This window comes from Rossellomorea sp. GAMAL-10_SWC, assembly GCF_049568075.1.
In the GTDB taxonomy this organism is placed as follows: domain Bacteria; phylum Bacillota; class Bacilli; order Bacillales; family Bacillaceae_G; genus Gottfriedia.
Window position 1 is genome coordinate 3,578,239 of the sequence record NZ_CP144911.1, and the last position, 18,271, is coordinate 3,596,509.

Genomic DNA, 18,271 nt, shown 5'->3' on the forward strand with positions numbered 1-18,271 from the left:
CTTCCATTTACGGTCAAAATATTTTAATTGCTATTGTAGGAGGAATCATCTCCTTTTTAGTACTATTTAGAGATAAGAGAACCGCAAAGAAAAAAACAAATATCATTGTTATTACATGCATACTCATATTATTTTTACTTACCTTTTTGGACAATGGATTATACGGTGTACACCGCTGGATAGCAATTGGTCCATTAAGATTTAATATCGCTTTAGTTTTAGTTCCGTTATTATTAATTCAACTAACAAGCTTAATGAAATCAAAACCATTTTGGCTTACTTTTGGTTTTGCATTAATCTTTACAGTATTATTACTTTTTCAACCAGATGCATCTCAACTAACAGCTTTTACGATCGCCATCTCATTTCTATTATTAAATATTATAAAGAATAAAAGTGTTCAAATACTCCTATTAATTGTTTTTATACTTTTAATTATCTTTAGCTGGTCTCACTTAGACCAACTTGCCCCAGTTCCTTATGTAGAGGACATTTTAAGTTTAGTAAAGGAAATGGGAATCGGATGGCTAGTCTTAGCGATAATTTCACTTTTAATTTTATTAATACCATTTTTCTTATTTCCGCCAAACAGTGCAAAACCATTATCCTTTAGTTTAGGGATCTATTTTTTAATTAGTATTCTTTCAAGCTGTTTTGGAAACTTCCCAGTACCGATTATGGGTTATGGAACATCACCTCTTATCGGTTACTTAATTGCAATTTCTTGGTATGTATATAATAAAAAATGAACCAGTAAAATGGCTCATTTTTTCAAGCTGTTGAGTATTAGTCAGCTTTAGGTCAACTAATTTCGAACTTTAATTAAACTAATCAACTCAATTTATTTTTCTAAAAATTAGCTCATAATATATTTAACTTCTGAAAAAAATCATTACTAGTGATTATTGGAATCATGAAATTACTAAAACATATTAACAATTAAAACCATTAATAGATCGTCCAAAAATGATAATTTCATAATTAAATAAATGTTCAATTTAATGTCCGTTTTCCCTTTTGACCATTTTATAATTCAACACTCTGAAAAAATGCGGTTGGGCTGTTTTTAATTCCTAATGAGCCTGTCATGAGGAAGTTCTTTTCAGGTTTTTGCTGTTTTACTTCCTCATGAACCCGTTATGAGGAAGTTCTTTTCAGGTTTTTGTTGTTTTACTTCCTCATGAACCCGTCATGAGGAAATTCTTTTCAGGTTTTTGATGCTTTACTTCCTCATGAAACCGTCATGAGGAAGTTCTTTTCAGGTTTTTGTTGTTTCACATCCTCATGAACCTGTCATGAGGATGTTATTTTTATATTTCTGCTGTTTTACTTCCTCATGAACCCGTCATGAGGAAGTTCTTTTTACATTTCTGCTGTTTTATTTACTCATGAAACCGTCACGAGGAAGTTATTTTAATATTTCCTCTGTTTTATTTCCACAAGTTAAAAAAATGAACCATTAAAATCGTCCATTTTTATTTTTCTCACCAATGAGATGGTCTTTTAAGTGTTTCTGGTATTCTAGTGTGATAATCTCCCTTTGCTGAGTTAATTTGAGCTTGAGTAAGAAAAATACTTCCTGTAAGGTCCGCACCACTCAGATTAGCATCTCGTAAGTCTGCACCGATTAGATCAGAACCTCTTAAATCGGCTCCCTTTAAATCAGCGGCAATTAGATAGGCTCCTCTTAAGTTAGCTCCGATAAAATTCGCATCCTTTAACTTAGCACCAATAAAGTCTAAAGCTCTACCGGTAGCTTTTTGACGTTTTTTATTGTTTTTAAATTTTTTCAAAGCCACTGTCCTTGTTTTCTCACTAACACGTATAAGTAAAGAGTTAACTTCTGCACGGTGGACTGTGATATCTAAGTTTTGTATTAGTTTAGGGTCCATAAGTGTTAATTTTTCAGTTTCTTCTATAACTGTTTTTAATTCATTATGAATCTCACTTGCAGCACTAATCGTCAAACTTTCATTTAAATACCAAAGCATTTCATGCAGTTGCTTCATAATTGGAAATACTTCATACATCTCATTAGCCAATTCTGGATGTTGTCTCCAGTCTTTTCCATTAAAGGTTACTTGAGATACTTTTTGTCCCGCTCCAAAGCAATCAAAAACAGTACAGCCTTTGAAACCTAACTCTCTTAAATTCTTGTGAACTCCGCAACGAAAGTCTGATTGTAAATTATGGCAAGGTTTGCCTGCAATTTTATCATTAGCAAAATCAGCCGAGGCAGCAAAAGGTAATGCGACACAGCATAGACCAAAGCAACTCTCACAGTCCGCTTTTAGATTTTGATAACGCTCATTTACTAATCTTATATTTTCAATTTTACTAGCCACTTCCTGCGCCCCCTACCCACCATATATAAATGAATAATAATTTTTATCGTAACATCGTAATTTTTTTTGGTCAAACGTAATACAGCTTATTAAGTGTAACTTTCAACATTCTTTAGACGGTGTTACTTTTCATCCTTTAGCAATAAAAAACAGATAATTTTATAAAATTATCTGCTTTAATGTACTTTATTTAATTGTTACATCTTTTAAAAATGGAACGAAGTTAATCCAAGTTTGACCTGGTGAAAGTTTTATTTCAGTTCCATCTAATGTAAACGGAATAATTCGGCCATCTACATTCTTCCATTGTATATTCATATACTTTCCATCAACAATATAATATCCTTTTCCTCCATGTTCGAGATCAATTGAACGGCGACCATAGCTATCAATAATTTTATGAGTTGCTTCTACGACTAAAATATTTTTAATTTGAAGCTCTTTCCCATTCAAAGCATCCTTTGCTACAATTCCTTTTTGAACTCGCTGAAATTGTTTAGTTGAATTCGAATACTTGTAATTCACATTATTTCTTGCATCATGAGAGTACTTTATAAATACTTCACCAGCATTTTTCCAAGAGTTATCAAATACTAAGTCTTTCTGAGTAAAATCTAATGGAGTAACTTTTTCAGAATAAGAATAATGTCTTTGAGCAACTCCTTTTTCAATACCCTCTTTCAAAATATAAGAATTGTGAGGTGCTTTTCTCGTTTTGTCTCTTTTAAATAACGTACCGTCGTAGATCAGTCCGTTTAATGCGTCAATCATTCCTGAATCCATCATTTGTTTCGCTTTAGGACTATTTCCGTGACAGATAAATAATGCATGATAACCGTTTGCCAAATTGATGTAATAATCTCTCGCACTTCTTACAGGACCAATTTTCTCGGGAATATTGCTTTGAAAAATAGCTAAAAATCTTGTAATATCTCCTTCTGCTAAAATTTCATAAACAACATCAGCATTACTTAATCCACTTTGAGGTCTAGCTAAATAATAATTATTAACCATAACTGCAACAGGTCTCTGTTCACTAGCCTGACTTACTGGTAATCCACTTAAAGGAGCATAAATCGTATCAATTTCTCCTTTATCAATTACATGTTCATTCGAAGGATTTTTATCATCATTTTTAACTGTTTTTACAGACTTTTCGCCATGCTTACATCCTACTAGAAGCATACTTATCACAATTATTGATAAAATTTTCTTATGCATTGGCTCCCTCACAATCTGTTATTTTCTTAAATTGTATTAAATAACTTATAAAATAGAAAGTATTTATTTGAATTTTCCAAAAATAATATAACAGTCTTCTATTTGGAGTTCTTCCTTAATATATGAACTTGTATTGTTAAATAATCAGCTTAAATTTGTTCTTATTTTATTTAATCTTAAATATTGTATAAAGATAAGAATGATTAGAGGAGTTGAAGCTATATGATTGTAGTTCATTATATCGAGAAAAACGTTGAACTATTAAACCAACTACTCAAAAATGTCCCCTCTGAAGGAGATACTATTTCCATTAAAGGTCGAAAAGGTAAAGTATTAAGTGTTAATCAAATAAATGATAAACATGTGCATGTAATTGTAGAACTAGAAGTTATAAAGAAAGTACAGGTTTTAGCAAAAGATGATAAAAAAAGAAGAAGATAAATTTATAAAACTTAATGGGAGATTATTCCCATTATTTTTTTTGAATTTTTGCCCAGTTTTACAGTTTCACAATTCATTTTTCCACTTAAAACTATGAACTATACTGTCTAAATGGAATGTATTCTTTTTTCAAACTGGACTAATCATGATAAACTAGGAAAGGTTTTAGTAAATCAAAGTAATAAGGAGTTTTAATATGGAAATTAAGAATATCCATCATGTCGCTATTATTTGTTCAAATTATGAATTATCTAAGCATTTTTACATAAATTTATTAGGCTGTAAGGTAATTAAGGAAACCTATCGTGAGGAGCGAGACTCTTATAAATTGGACTTAAGTATTGGAGAAAATGGACAAATTGAGCTATTTTCATTTCCTAATCCACCGAAACGACGTACAAATCCAGAAGCAGTTGGGTTACGCCATTTAGCATTTACTGTGTCTAATATAGAAGAAAGTATTCAATACTTAAAACAAAATGCTGTCTTTGTAGAACCAATTCGAATTGACGAGTTAACGAATAAAAGATTTACATTTTTCCAGGATCCTGATGGTTTACCATTAGAATTGTATGAAGAGTAGATTTAAAAACAAAACCCAATCTTAATGAAAGATTGGGTTTTGTTTTTTCTTTTTTATCATCTTATAGAGAAACCTTTATTTTTTCTGTTAAATTATATGTTTCACCATTAATTTCTAATGATACTGGTGGACCGTATTCCTTTGTGATTGTTACCGTTTTTTTGGCAATTGTTATTTCAAGTCTTGCTCCTTGCCATAGGAAAGGAAAAATCATTTTATCCCAATTTGAAGGTAATTTCGGATCAATTTTTAAACGGTTTATGTCCATGGAGATATTTGCAAAGCCAAAAATTGCTACTAGCCAATTTGCTCCCATAGGCGCAGCATGAATTCCATCATCTGATGATTTTGGATTCGGTCCTAAATCGATTAAACATCCTTCTTGAAATAATTGGTAAGACTCTTCTTGATAGTCACATCTTGCAGCAACAATTGCATGAATTGCTTTACTTATTGGAGAATCATGAACAGTACGCTCTTCGTAGTATTCTAAATTCTTTTTAGCGATTTCCGTTGAGAACAAATCCGGGAAAAGATAGAGCAACATGACAACATCAGCTTGTTTTAACACTTGTAGTTCATAAAGTTCTTTTAGGGAATAATCTAATAGAATTTCCCTACTTGCAATGGATTGTCTATATTCAGTTAAATCAATCTCGGGTTTACTTAAAAATGTATCATCTTGTGGGATGACATTTTCATCATTTGGGCTTGGTAAATATAATCGTTTTAAAAAATCAGTACATTTTTGCTTTAATTCTGCATCAGGATCATTGTATTTTCCCATATAATTTAACGCATTCTGCACATTATAAAAAGCCATGTAATTCGTATAAGCATTATTATCTACTTGATCTGTGTATTCGTCTAGGCCGATTACATTTTTAATCATTAAATCGCCATTTGCATCAGTTGTCCTACTCACCCAAAAGTGTGCAGTTTCTTTGAGTAGTTCAAGTCCATCATTGGCCATAAAGCTTTCATCTAGTGTATTTTCATAATATTGTACGACAGCAAATGCTATGTCAGCTACAATATGTTCACTTGATTTTGCTGAATTTGAGCTTTGCACAATCTCGGGTTTTGTATTATTCGCTGAACCTTTTTGTGTTTCTTCTTTTCCGGAAAAAGCACTTGCCCAAGGAAATAAAGTACCCTCATAACCTGATTGGAATGCATTTACTTTTGCTTCTTTAATATGATGATAGCGATATCTTAGTAATCTTTTAGCAATATCTGGTTCAGTAAATAAGTGAAACGGTGCAATAAACATCTCTGTATCCCAAAAAATTAAACCATTATTGCCCTCGCCAGTTAACCCCCTTGCGCCTATACTCAATCGATCATCATGTCCAGGAGTCATTGCTTCTATATGGTATAAAGAAAAATCAAGAGCTAACTGATCCGCTTGATCTTTTGATGTTATGACTACCCTTTTTTGTTTCCAAAAATCCTGCCATTTGATAGTCGTACTATTTCTCAAATTATCATAACCCTCTGATAAAAATTTCTGTACAGTATTAACACAAGCTGCAGAAGGATCTTCTCGTAACATATCATTAGAGGTATAAACTGAGCTAATTTTTGAAAACTCAACCGTTCGATCAACTACGAGATCTTGTGTAATTGAGGCTAGAAGCTGATTATTTAACGTAAAATATGAAACTTCACTCTCATCTGGAGTTACACAGGATGTAGCGATCGCAATTTTATGTTTGGACTCAGTCGTTTGATAAACACCATGCATAATTCTATTATCCATTATTCTTACTAATTCTTCCGTAAGTTCATTCTTTTGTTGACTGACACACTCCGCATTAATACCTGTTTTTATTTTAATCTTGGCATTACAATCTAAAGCTGTGAGAGTAATTTTTGAAGCAAGTAAATGTAAATCATCCTTTGAAACAAAACGCTGAAACAAGAAATGGAATCGATTTCCATCTTTATTCTTCCAAATTACCTCTCTTATTAACTCGCCAGTCAGCATATTTAATTTTCGATCATAAAATGTAAATTGACCAGTTGCATTTGAAAAAATATCACCATTTATTTCAATTTCCATTCCAATTAGATCTGGAAGATTCACAATCTTTGTCGTTTGACTTGGAGATAACTGATTATAGATACCCGCTATATACATCCCCCTACTTTGTCCTTCATAGTCTTCCTCATGACAAGATCTCAAACCTAAGTAACCATTACCTAATGCCATTAAACTTGCATATTTATTAATTAATTGCTCGTCAAATTCTTTTTCAGTAATCATATTTACTTCATTCATATAGTTAAAATCTCACCTTTATAAAAATTCATATAGTAAAAGTTTGCAATAAAACTTCTTATTTTAAACTTGATATTATAAAAATAGTGGCTGTTTTGTTAAAAAATAGGATTACTGACAATAAAAAAAATCGTGTCACTGTTTCCTACACGATTTATTCTTACAGTTCTTTATTAGTTTTTTGCCAGAGTTAATTGCCAAGATACACCATATTTATCATTCACCCATACAAACTTTTCACTGAATGGATATGATTGCAAAGGCATTAATACTTCACCGCCTTGACTTAATTGTTTGTATGCATTTTCAATTTCTTCATTTGTTTCACAAGTCACATATAATGAAACAGCTGGTGTAAACGTAAATTTATGTTTAACGGTACTATCAATGCACATAAATTGTTGGCCGTTTAATGTGAAAGTAGCATGGATTACTTTCCCTTCAAACTCACCCATATCTGCTCCATAACGCGTAATATTCACAACCTCTGAATTGTTAAATAGTGACATATAAAAATTCATTGCTTCTTCTGCTTGTCCTTCAAACATTAAAAACGTTGTAATTTTTTGCATTTAAGTCAACTCCCTTTTTATTTATATTAAAAATTCATTGCTTAAACAATTTTGGTTTATAGTGATTTCATTTCTTCGTTTAATTTGTTAAAAATACAGTGTAGATCCTCTTTAGAGATTGTTGAATATAAATCTCCAATACTAATCTCACAATAACAAACTTCCTCATTAACTGGTCTTAAGTTACCGGTAATACCAATTTTTGTTTCTTCATGAATCGATTGAAGTATGTTTTTAACCTTTTCGATCAGAGCATTAAAATGGACATGAAACATATTCGAAACGGGAATAGTTGGGACAGTATTGATTGCTTGGCAACTATTAAAAAATTTGGCTAACTCTACTGCATCTTCATAGTATTGCCCCATCTTATTTGCTCTTTGATCAAAATAATAATTTGCACTTATTATGTAAGGATAAAGACTAATTAAATCTCCTCCATGTCTTCTTTTCCAAACTTTTGATTCGTCGATAAAATCTCGGTTACCCGCAAGAATCGCTCCTGCTACTCCTCCAATGCCTTTATAAAATGACATATAAACACTATCAAATAAGCTACATAATTCAGAAGCTGTCTTCTTATAGTATGGGAGAATTTCCATTAATCTAGCACCATCTAAATGCAATTTAATTCCCTTTTCACGACAGTATGAAGAAATTGATTCTAGTGTTTCATATGAAGGTAGTTGTCCACCAATTTCTCGTTGTGGTAATTCTAGTAATAAACAAGAGATTTCCTCATCCATTGCTAAAACATCCTCTAACTCAATAACACGACTTTTATCTGCTAGTAAAATAGGCTGTATATTATGTAGTTTTTTCAAACCATCTTCTTCATGAATTTCTAAATGTGATAAAGGATGATAAGCAACTTTATTAATTCCTTTTTGATCACACCAAATTCTTAATGCGATTTGCTGAGCCATCGTACCGCTTGGAAAAAACACTGCTGATTCCTTACCCAAAAACTCTGCCATTTTTTCTTGAAAATCCTCAATAAAATTCCCTGCTCCATAAAGATCGCTTTCTTCACTACCATTGAATTCGTTTAGTGCATCCTTTAGTACTTGGATATTTCTAAATCCATTACCTGCTAATTGTTGGTTTGTATTTTTAAATGATTCTATAAAAGGATTAATGTTATTCAAATTGAACTCTTCCTTTCGACTATTTAGTTTACTGTTATCCCACTTAAAAAAATTCTCCATAACGACCAATAAATCCTTGAATCTTATAAACTTAGTAAGTTAATCGATAGACTAAAAATCTCTCATTTTGATTTTTATTATAAGCATCTGCTAATAGGATCTCTTGTTTTAATTCAAAGGCAGTCTGGTTTTCTAAAAAATAAATATAATCATCAGAACTATAATACAAAATGATTTCAACATTTCTCTTTGATTGCTCAACTGAAATTAATATATTATTTATGATATTCATAAAAATTTGGATTGAAAATGGATTAAAAAAATAGAAACAATTATCTAATGGATTAATTTGATAATCTTCAGCCAAGCAGCAATAAAACAGGATTTTTTCTTCGCTTGTCTTTGTTTTTTTTATGTAATTCTTTTTATTTTCAATTGCTTCATTATAATATTTTTCACTCATTTCAATCCCAACAACAGTAGCATTAAACAATCTATTTATATAGAAATTTAATCTTCCTTTACCGCATCCGAAATCAACTATTCGGTCATTTCTGGAAAGTGTGTATTGTTTAAATAGTTGTTGTAAAGCGCTATAAGGTGTTGGCTCATATCGATGATAATGAAAAGATTCGTTAAATCCTTTTTGCTCTCCCTCTGTTTTTATATTCAATAGGTTATCATAATACATATCGTCCATTTTTCCACGACCATTCGAACTAATATTTTGTAAGTATCTTTATCATACCGTTTCTAAATAGTTCAGTCTAACCTTACAAAAAGAAGCGTGTTATTTAAACACACTTTTTTTGTAGACAAAGTTCTAAAAAATTGATTTTCAGACTGATTGAAGCGCTTGTCTTTCGAGGCGCGAAGCCTGATAAGGAGCGGAGTTACCCTAGACGGTAATGAGCATCGCTCAGCAGGCGAAGCAACGAAGAAAGCGAGCGTTTGTCAACAGTCTGAAACACGCTTTAACTGAAACTTCTTACCCGCGCCAATATATTGTAATAATGATAGATCGTCTTCAATAATCTTTCCTATTACATTTACTTTCTCATCGCTTGGTAGATTAGTAAGTATAATTTGTAGCTCACCTCCATATCTGCCATATAATTCATTATCAATTGTCACGGATCCAACTGAGCGAGTAATTGTATTTACTGGCTTTAAACTATTCTTACCAAAGCTTCCATATAGTCTAGACTCCATAGATCGAAGACAATCGCGTGCGGGATCTTCTCGATTCGTATGAACTTGCTCTATAATGGAAAGGATTTCTTCATCTTGTGAATACGATCTATATCTTAATTCAATAAAATCCTTTGTTTTTGAAAGAGCCTCCATCGTTTCTATTTTTATATTAATATCACCAACTAAAACTTTATCGATGTAACAGTTTTGAGTTAGATCTAAGTAAGCTTGTAGAGGGTTAGTTCCACGATGTTTTTCTAATGTAGGTAGTCCTTTAAAAAGTGGCCCTCTCATTTCATCATTTCCAGGAATAAATGCCATTGTAGAAATTCCAAAGCTTTTTAACCATTTGTTTTTTTCGATTAAATAAGATGTGGCTAATCCGGTTTCTGGACGGGGATAAAAATTATGCCAAGCTTCTACATTTTTAGTTTGTAATTCGCATTTAAGCAATTCGTCTAAAAATACAGGCGTAAGTGTACTTGCATTAAGTGCAATCTTCATTTTTTTAGAAAGGTCTGCTGTTTGTTTTTCATTTAATCCGTAATCTACTCTTAAACCAGTAACACCCCAATTTTGTAATTCACCCACATTTGAGTAATCTAAGCCTAAATGTGTAAGTGATTTTGCAGAAATATCTGCCATAAGCTCCATTTCATTTTCCTTTGCCTCTGTACCAAGTGTTTGAAGTAGCTTTTTATAAGTTGAAGGGTCATCTTCTGGTATATGTAAAGAGGTAAATATTGAATGAAATCCATTCTTTTTTGCTATTTCGATATATTTTTTATTCTTCTCACTATTTTTTTCAGATAAATAGATTGATATACCTAGCATACTCACTTTCCTTCTTCCTAATTAGATTTATACTATTTTGTTATCATTTTAAACTCTCGAAATAAAAAGTCAATATAACGAGTTATATACATGAAATTATATTTCGTATAAAAGAAATATATTATTAGTTTGTCTAATGGTTTCCTATTAATCACTTAAAAACAAAAAAAGAAAGACAACATTAAGTTGCCTTTCTTAAGTTCATTATTATTTATATACTACGATTGATCCAACTGATTTGTCAGTAGATTGACCATTAACTCGAACTTTTAAACCAAAGTGTCCGATGTTACGACCAGCATCTGGTAAGAATGCATTATTGTAGTCTTTGCTATCATTAAATAAAGAGATACCTTCTTGGCTTGGAGATTTTAGTTCTTCTCCTGTTTTATAAGCAATGTTATAGCCTGATGTCGGATTTAATCCGAAAGCTGCATCCGCTACATGGAAACGAGCACTTGCTTCAGCGCCATAGTTCCATAATAAATTAGTATCGTCGTGAGCATCAACAACACCTAAGAAACCATCACCTGGGTGAATACCTGTCCAGTTTTCAGTAAAGCTATCATCAACATACCATACTACTAAACCACCATCATAGCTTAATAGAGAGCCTCCGCGATTAATATGAGCTAAACCTTCGTCAGCACCTTTATGGTTACGCCATTCTAATAAGTAGTAATGATTTGAATATTTGTTACCATCAAACTTATTAAATCCTTTTAAAGTAAATGGAGAAGTTGCATTTTCAGCACCATCATCAACAATTGTTGCGCCATCTGCTACTACTTTAATATTATCTGCAAAGAATCCAACATTTGAAGTACCCCAGTCAGTTGCAGAACGTAAGCGAAGCTGAATTTTTTGGCCTTTATATGCTGATAAATCAAAGCTTTGAGCTTCCCATCCATTTGATTTTCCAGTGAAGCCAGGCATTGAATTTAAGATAGTTGGATAACCTTCAGACACAACATCACTTCTAGTATGAGTGTTTCCTAATGATTTCCAAGTAGCTCCATTGTCAGTTGAAACTTGAACAAATGCGAAATCCCATTGTTCTTCCATATCGTACCAAGCATCAAAAGTTAATGTTGCTGAAGCTTTTCCTGTTAAATCTACAGAAGTAACCATGCTATTATCCATTTCGTCTGCTTGTCCACCCCAATACTCATAAGTGCCAGCAGCTGGTTTATTAATAGGTGATACTTTTTTCGGTAAATTCACTTGAATTGCTTGGTTGTTTTGACCAAGTGGTGAATTTGCTTGATCTAATAAGAATTGAGTACCTTTTGTAGATACATCTTCCCAATTTACTACAGTTGGGTTAGTCCATTTTCCACCTAAAGTTGATTGGAAATATGATTTTGCCCATGGAGAGAAACCTGTTGGCTCTGTTCCCGGAACCTTACCTGCCCAAGAACCAGCTGACATGATTGACCAATATTCAACAGCTTCACCAGCACCAGAGTAAATTGTATCGTACTCATCTGGTAATCCTAAATCATGACCATATTCGTGTGCAAATACGCCTGTTGCACCATCTTCTGGCATCATTGTGTAGTCATAGAAGCCAGGTAAACCTTTTCCAAGTCCATCTGGGTCAACGAATTTAGCAGAACGATGAGACCAAATTGCGTTGTCTCCTAGTGATCCACCGCCAGCTTCTTGTCCCATACCTGAGTGGATGATTTGAAGGTGATCAACTAAACCATCTGGCTCCCAGTAGTTACCGTCTCCATCTAAATCATGTGGATCTTCTAAATCGTACTCTTGTAAAGGAACTCCTGCAGCTTTTGCAGCAGCATAAGCATCAATTACTAATTGTTTTGATCCACCTGGTGTTACGTTATCATGTCCAGTTTTAGAATCTTTTCCGTAATATGCTGCAGTTCCTGGTACTTTTAACCAGCCATATGCTTTACCATCAACTGTATAAGTTCCACCAGATTGTTGTTCATAATATTGTTTTTGTGAAAGGAAAGTTTCTCCGTTTGGACCTTTCACACCATTTTTACCAAAAATCATATCTTCATAATGTTGTTGAGTAAAATCTGGGTACCAGTTGTCTGTTTCATTCTTCTTAATATTGTTATGAGGAAAATCAGAAAACTCTACCATTAATGTTAGAAGTTTACCCTTCTTTTGAATTCCTGGTGAAGCTGACTCTTGAACTGGATCAGGAGTACCTTTTAATTGACCATTTTTCTTACCGTTTCCGTGTAATAGGCCATTATTGAAGTCTTTAAATTCTCCGTGTTTAGCAGCATCTGCTTTTTTTACTTTGCTTGCAATTGGATCTTTTTCTGTTACTTGATCCGATTGACCTTTAACCGCTAAATAACTTTGTAATGCAGCTTGTTTCTGTGCTTCTGAAGCATTAGCAGAAACCACACCACGTTTAATTAATGCATCTAATAACTTTTCGTCATTAACTAACGATAAATCTAAAGTACTTTTTGAATGCTTAGCTAATGCACTATGTACTTTACTTAAGCTTTCAGATGATGCTGTTTTTAATGGAATTCCAGAAAATAAAGTTCCGGCAACCATTACTGATGCAAAACTAGTTACTACAAACTTGTTCAAAATAAGCCCCCCTTAATAATTTTCAAAGTACATTTTAATAATATTCTAAAAATTCTATAAATCACAGAGGGTTTTTTTCATCAAATACTAACAAATTTCGCATTAATTTTATAAAAAATTTACTTTTTAATATAAAAAACTGACGAAATTCGTCAGTTTTTATAAGTTGCTTTTTCGACATTACATACTTTAGCCTTATATTCTTCTATTAATCTATTTTTTGGAATTAGCACTTTAGAATTATTAAAATCACATTAAAAATAAATTTAATAATGTAATACATGTAATTGTAACTAGTTATATAAATTTCCCTCTTCAAATTTTGACATTTTTTCCCTCCTCTTAACTAAAAAAAAAGATAAGCCATAAACATACCTTTGCTCATCTTCCTTTACTTATAAGTTAATTTTGATTACCTTCTTAATTTGCCTGCCTCTTCACTATACTCCTGAAGCCTACTAGATACTTTATTACCGATTCGGTTAAAGCATATGACATATAATGAATCGATTATATTTTGTTGTGCCATTTTAGAAGCTATACTTCCAATTCGAATATCTTGTTCCATGTCAGGTGTACAAAGTTTGATATCAGCTTCCTTAAATAACGGAGACTTGCCAAGCTTAGTAATCGCAATGATCGTTGCTCCCTTTTTCTTAGCAAAACGAGCAAGCTCTAATACATCCTTTGTTTTCCCTGAATTAGAAACGGCAACAAAAATATCGCCTTCTTCCATATGACCTACTAAAGTAATTACCATATGGAAGTCAGGAGACATAATGGCATGATAGCCAATTTTCCCAAATTTATATGCTCCGTCCATAGCTGATACAGCTGAGCCGCCAACTCCATAAAATATAATCTTCTTAGCTTTTACAATTTCATCAGTTGCTTTTTCTAATTCTCTTTTATCTAAAGTTGATACCGTAGCTTCAATAGCGGCTTTATTTACATAAGTTACTTTATTAAATAAATCATATGGTGTGTCCTTTTTATCCATTACAGAAAAATCATTAATATTCATTTCAGCTACAGTCAAATCTCGAACTAATGCTATTTTAAAGGCTTTAAAACTACCGATTCCTATTGTTTTACAAAATCGAACAACACTTGCTTCACTAGCTCCAGTATTGTTAGAAATATCTTTAGTCGTTAAGTTGGGGACAATTTCAGCATGCTCCATTATATATACAGCGATTTTCTTTTCAGCTTGCGTAAAGCGATCCATATAATTTTCAATTTTTGATAAGATTGTTAAATGTTTCATTTACTAAACACCTTTCTGCTAAAAAACATACAAAATACTATTATTCTCTATTATGAACCAAATGGTTAGAAAATCATATTAATAACGAAATTAAAATTGTTTTTTAGTTCTTTCTACATTTAAAAATTGGTTAAAAATAAAAAGTGTAGGAAAAAATATTCCCTACACTTTTACTTTTTGATGATTTATTGTTGTACTGTAATTGTTTGTGGTGTTACGGATACTTTAAAACCATCTTTACTAGATACATCCGCAGATATTGTATACGTACCATTTGGAACAGTTGCTTCTGGAGTCCATTTTAAGTGGATTTCATTTTTATCTTGTACATCCATTGAATCAACTACATTACCTTTCGAATCCTTAATATAAATTTTCCAATTTACATTATTATTTGCAAAGGCATTGATTCCTGCAGGTGTTTTTGCATTTACATTTTTATTTGGATATACACTGAAGTAACTAACAAGCATTCCCTCGTTAATATAATAAGGATCTCCCCAAACTGTATAACTTTGGTTTAGTGCATAGTCTGCTCCTAATACTACGACACTCTTTGGCTCTTCTTTTACTAGAGTAGATGTTGCTCCTTGTGGTAGTGACTTATATTTACCGTTATACCAAACGATTGCACCATTATAACCACTTCCAACATCATCCGCTTTGAATGAGATTTCGTATTGGCCATCTTTAGGTGTTACTTTTATATCCGAAACGACTGGAGCAACTGAGTCAATATGCAATGGAAGTTTTACGATTTGCGGCTTTGCACCATTATAATCAAGCGTTGTTTTGATTACATAGTTATAAACGCCGTCCTTCACGACTTGTCCATTTTGATCTTTTAAATCCCAACCATATCCAGTATTCAAATAGTCTCTATAAGACATAATGTTTTTACGGAATTTCCATGGCTTACCAGTATATTCACTAAAATCACCTAAGTATTGAAGTAATTCACCTTTATCATTTTCTACGTACATTTCTGTTTTAGCTAAGTTACGAAGCACTGTAAATGATGGGTATACTTCCTTCAATGGAGTATTTGGTGACATTACAATACGATCCATATTAAATCTTCCTGTGTATGGATCATAACCTAATGGGAATACCCCTTCTGCTCCTATTTCATCATTCCAAAGTGTAGTATAACCTAAGAATGCATCTTTCTCATATGCTGCTGGATCAATGTTTTGTGGTTGATCCCATTTGCCATAATAGCCCATGTAAGGAACTGACAACGGTACTGCTGAATCGCTATTTTGTCCTGAAGGAACTAAACGTACGTATCCCTCAACAAAAGAACCATCTTTTAAGCTTGATGGAAGTTGAATCTGAACATCAAGATTTTTTTCTTGTCCTGGTTTAATTTTTAATGTCTTTCCTTCTGTGCTTGTTACTTTTTCACCATTTACAGTTGCAGTAGCCCCTTGGATACGCTCACTTTTTAATGTTAAATATTCTTTTGAATCTAACTTTCCATCACTGTCTAAGTCAAATTCTTTTGTTTCTCTGCCATCTGTAAATACATCTACATATACTTCATATTCTAAATCTTTTACATTTAGATTTTGAAGAGCTTCTGCATTTAATTTGAAGTGAATATTATTGTTCACTTCTTTTAGTGCCACAGCTCCAGCTTGTTCTAGCGGAGTTTTCTCCCTTGTCACAAGTACAGGCGTTTTAATTGCATTTTGAATTTGCATTAAACCAGATCCTTGAATACGTGGAGAATACGGAACTTCATTATTCGTACTAGGATCCTGTACTAGTTTAGAAGTGTTCATTAAAGCAATTTTTGCTTTTAAAGCTGTACTCTCTGAATGTTTTAATCCTTTTTCATAAAGCGATTGTAAAACTAATGCTGAACCACCAGCAACATGTGGAGATGCCATTGATGTACCGCTCATAACCTCATAGCCATTCCCAAGTACAGTTGAGTAGATATTACCTCCTGGTGCAGAAATTTCAGGTTTAAAATCTAATGTATGTGGAGCCCCATATGAAGAAAAATATGACATCGTATTCTTATCAGGGTTATCAACATATACCCCTTTAGATGGTTTCATTTTTACAACATATCCACTTTTTAACTTAGAAATTAATGCATTGCCTATCTCTTTACTTGTAGTAGCTGCTTGTACATTAAAATAAGGACTCCAATAAACTAATGGATAGTCAATATCACCAGCAGCAGGAACAAGAATTACCGCTTTTGCGTTCTTCTTCTTCGCTTCTGATTGAATATAAGAGTAGGTAGCATACCTTTGATTTGGTTTTGCTACTACAATTTTACCAGTTAAATCAGGAAGATTTTTAAAATCGGCAGTTTTACCTTCTCCTACATAAACCAATTCATAAGATTCAAGCGGTGATAATACTTTTGATAGATTAAAGTTATATTGTGATTGATCTTGGTATGGAAGTTGCAATCCATTTTCTTCTTTTAAAGTACTCATATGTATACTTGAATTTTCATATGAAGCCACAGATAACGCAAAAGGACTAACTCCTGGTTCCCCAACTGTACCAATATCCGGATTTTCAGCATATGGTTTTAAAGAAGATTGTAGCAAATTATTTTGTGTACTATAAGCAGAGTTTCCACCCGCTACAACTACAAGCGTACCTTGCTCAGTCGCTTCACGGATCACTTTTTGAATCGGATCATCTACTTCACTAACAAATTCTGAATCAGTTCCTAAACTCATATTAATGACATCTGCTCCCATTGTTACTGCATGCTCAATACCTGCAATGATATCGTCTTCATACGCCCCATTTGCTGTATCAGAGAATACTTTTTCTGCTAGTAACTGTACGCCCGGAGCAATACCTTCTACCCCATCATTTGCATCATCACCGTTTGCACCAATTGTACCTGATACGTGCATGCCATGTTCATTTCCTGAACCATGTGGAATCACATCTGTATCATGATCCGCCCAGTCATATCCAGTTGGAACTTTGTCACTATACCAAACTTCTCCTACACTTGTTTCAGCTAGTTTACTTTTAATGTTTTCTTGATTCCATTTTTCTTTTGCTTTGCCTTTTTCAGTGATTGTCATATCTTTATGCGTATAGTCAATACCTGTATCGACTACCGCTACTAATAATCCCTCACCTTGATATCCGTAACTTTGCCAAACTTTTTGAGCTTGTACTAATTCTTTACTTGCTCCCATTGAAGGTTGGAACTTTCTTGCAATATGTACATTCGTTACGCCTGGTGTTTGTTGAATATCTTTTAAGTTACGAAATTCTGTCTCCAAACTAAAACCATTAAACCCTTCATAGAAGCGTTGATTTATTTTAGGTACAGATCTTTCCTTTGATATCTTTGAGATGACTTGATCTTGCTTTTCTTTAAAACGTGCTTTTTTAGTTTGAGTAGAATCATCAGAAGTTGTTGGTTGTTCGACCTCAACGATTACACGTACTTTTTCATTTGGTTTATAAGCATGAGCTTCATTCAAATCTTTATAGCCAAATGGGTCTACAGCTTTTTCGCCAGTTTGTTTTTGTTCATCAGCAAAAATCTTTTGACCCTGCTTTGTAATCTCATCTAAACTTGGAGCCGGCACCTGATTTTCATTTGTTCCTTCAGCAAATCCAGTTGATGTAAATAACATTGAAGCTAAAGTTGTCGTTGCAAGGACTTTGTAAGGAAAGCTTTTTCTCTTTTTCATCTCTAATCTCCTCTACAGTAAACTTTAATGTTTTTAAATCTATTAAAATATAAATAGATACAAACCAAACTGACCCAATAAATTGCTAATGCTTTATTAATAAA

The 18,271-nt window shown here is 32.8% G+C and carries 13 protein-coding genes; 3 read left to right on the forward strand and 10 right to left on the reverse strand.

Going from position 1 to position 18,271, the window contains the following annotated elements:
- Positions 1-5 precede the first annotated feature (5 nt).
- Positions 6-749: an FtsW/RodA/SpoVE family cell cycle protein gene (locus tag V5E38_RS17755; RefSeq protein ID WP_499213598.1), complete on the forward strand. Its 744-nt coding sequence runs from the start codon at positions 6-8 to the stop codon at positions 747-749.
- A 735-nt stretch (positions 750-1,484) separates the two neighbouring features.
- Here V5E38_RS17755 and V5E38_RS17760 read toward each other — a convergent pair.
- Together V5E38_RS17760 and V5E38_RS17765 are read right to left on the reverse strand one after the other, a co-directional pair.
- Positions 1,485-2,345, reverse strand: a complete 861-nt coding sequence (locus V5E38_RS17760) for a pentapeptide repeat-containing protein (protein WP_499210945.1) — start codon at positions 2,343-2,345, stop codon at positions 1,485-1,487.
- A gap of 186 nt (positions 2,346-2,531) precedes the next feature.
- Positions 2,532-3,566, reverse strand: coding sequence for a DUF3048 domain-containing protein (locus V5E38_RS17765; protein WP_499210946.1), 1,035 nt, complete (start codon positions 3,564-3,566; stop codon positions 2,532-2,534).
- Positions 3,567-3,788: 222 nt separating this feature from the next.
- Here V5E38_RS17765 and V5E38_RS17770 point away from each other — a divergent pair, with 222 nt between their 5' ends.
- Both V5E38_RS17770 and gloA2 read left to right on the forward strand, forming a co-directional pair.
- Positions 3,789-4,007 carry a hypothetical protein gene (locus tag V5E38_RS17770; RefSeq protein WP_056468254.1) on the forward strand — a complete coding sequence of 73 codons (219 nt, stop codon included), beginning with the start codon at positions 3,789-3,791 and terminating at the stop codon, positions 4,005-4,007.
- 196 nt (positions 4,008-4,203) lie between these two features.
- Positions 4,204-4,590, forward strand: a complete 387-nt coding sequence (gene gloA2, locus V5E38_RS17775; protein ID WP_097978278.1) for an SMU1112c/YaeR family gloxylase I-like metalloprotein — start codon at positions 4,204-4,206, stop codon at positions 4,588-4,590.
- Between the two features lie 61 nt (positions 4,591-4,651).
- On the opposite strand, the gene V5E38_RS17780 is transcribed toward gloA2, so the two are convergent.
- The 8 genes from V5E38_RS17780 to V5E38_RS17815 form a co-directional block, all read right to left on the reverse strand.
- Positions 4,652-6,874: a glycoside hydrolase family 65 protein gene (locus V5E38_RS17780; RefSeq protein WP_499210947.1), complete on the reverse strand. Its 2,223-nt coding sequence runs from the start codon at positions 6,872-6,874 to the stop codon at positions 4,652-4,654.
- Between the two features lie 173 nt (positions 6,875-7,047).
- The gene (locus tag V5E38_RS17785) at positions 7,048-7,446 is read right to left on the reverse strand and encodes a VOC family protein (protein ID WP_499210948.1); all 399 of its coding nucleotides are present in this window, start codon (positions 7,444-7,446) and stop codon (positions 7,048-7,050) included.
- 56 nt (positions 7,447-7,502) lie between these two features.
- Positions 7,503-8,594: a threonine aldolase family protein gene (locus V5E38_RS17790; RefSeq protein WP_499210949.1), complete on the reverse strand. Its 1,092-nt coding sequence runs from the start codon at positions 8,592-8,594 to the stop codon at positions 7,503-7,505.
- A 91-nt stretch (positions 8,595-8,685) separates the two neighbouring features.
- Positions 8,686-9,294 carry a class I SAM-dependent methyltransferase gene (locus V5E38_RS17795; protein ID WP_499210950.1) on the reverse strand — a complete coding sequence of 203 codons (609 nt, stop codon included), beginning with the start codon at positions 9,292-9,294 and terminating at the stop codon, positions 8,686-8,688.
- 254 nt (positions 9,295-9,548) lie between these two features.
- Positions 9,549-10,622 carry a DUF871 domain-containing protein gene (locus V5E38_RS17800; RefSeq protein ID WP_499210951.1) on the reverse strand — a complete coding sequence of 358 codons (1,074 nt, stop codon included), beginning with the start codon at positions 10,620-10,622 and terminating at the stop codon, positions 9,549-9,551.
- Between the two features lie 207 nt (positions 10,623-10,829).
- Positions 10,830-13,208, reverse strand: a complete 2,379-nt coding sequence (locus tag V5E38_RS17805; RefSeq protein WP_499210952.1) for a M6 family metallopeptidase — start codon at positions 13,206-13,208, stop codon at positions 10,830-10,832.
- Positions 13,209-13,620: 412 nt separating this feature from the next.
- Complete coding sequence (locus V5E38_RS17810; RefSeq protein ID WP_335474824.1) at positions 13,621-14,475, reverse strand: MurR/RpiR family transcriptional regulator; 855 nt, start codon at positions 14,473-14,475, stop codon at positions 13,621-13,623.
- 185 nt (positions 14,476-14,660) lie between these two features.
- The gene (locus V5E38_RS17815; RefSeq protein WP_499210953.1) at positions 14,661-18,167 is read right to left on the reverse strand and encodes a S8 family serine peptidase; all 3,507 of its coding nucleotides are present in this window, start codon (positions 18,165-18,167) and stop codon (positions 14,661-14,663) included.
- Between the last annotated feature and the right edge of the window lie 104 nt (positions 18,168-18,271).

Bases quoted from the DNA above. Each gene is read 5' to 3' on its own strand.
- V5E38_RS17765 (WP_499210946.1), bottom strand. From the start codon at position 3,566: ATGCATAAGAAAATTTTATCAATAATTGTGATAAGTATGCTTCTAGTA.
- V5E38_RS17770 (WP_056468254.1), top strand. From the start codon at position 3,789: ATGATTGTAGTTCATTATATCGAGAAAAACGTTGAACTATTAAACCAA.
- gloA2 (WP_097978278.1), top strand. From the start codon at position 4,204: ATGGAAATTAAGAATATCCATCATGTCGCTATTATTTGTTCAAATTAT.
- V5E38_RS17780 (WP_499210947.1), bottom strand. From the start codon at position 6,874: ATGAATGAAGTAAATATGATTACTGAAAAAGAATTTGACGAGCAATTA.
- V5E38_RS17785 (WP_499210948.1), bottom strand. From the start codon at position 7,446: ATGCAAAAAATTACAACGTTTTTAATGTTTGAAGGACAAGCAGAAGAA.
- V5E38_RS17795 (WP_499210950.1), bottom strand. From the start codon at position 9,294: ATGGACGATATGTATTATGATAACCTATTGAATATAAAAACAGAGGGA.
- V5E38_RS17800 (WP_499210951.1), bottom strand. From the start codon at position 10,622: ATGCTAGGTATATCAATCTATTTATCTGAAAAAAATAGTGAGAAGAAT.
- V5E38_RS17810 (WP_335474824.1), bottom strand. From the start codon at position 14,475: ATGAAACATTTAACAATCTTATCAAAAATTGAAAATTATATGGATCGC.
- V5E38_RS17815 (WP_499210953.1), bottom strand. From the start codon at position 18,167: ATGAAAAAGAGAAAAAGCTTTCCTTACAAAGTCCTTGCAACGACAACT.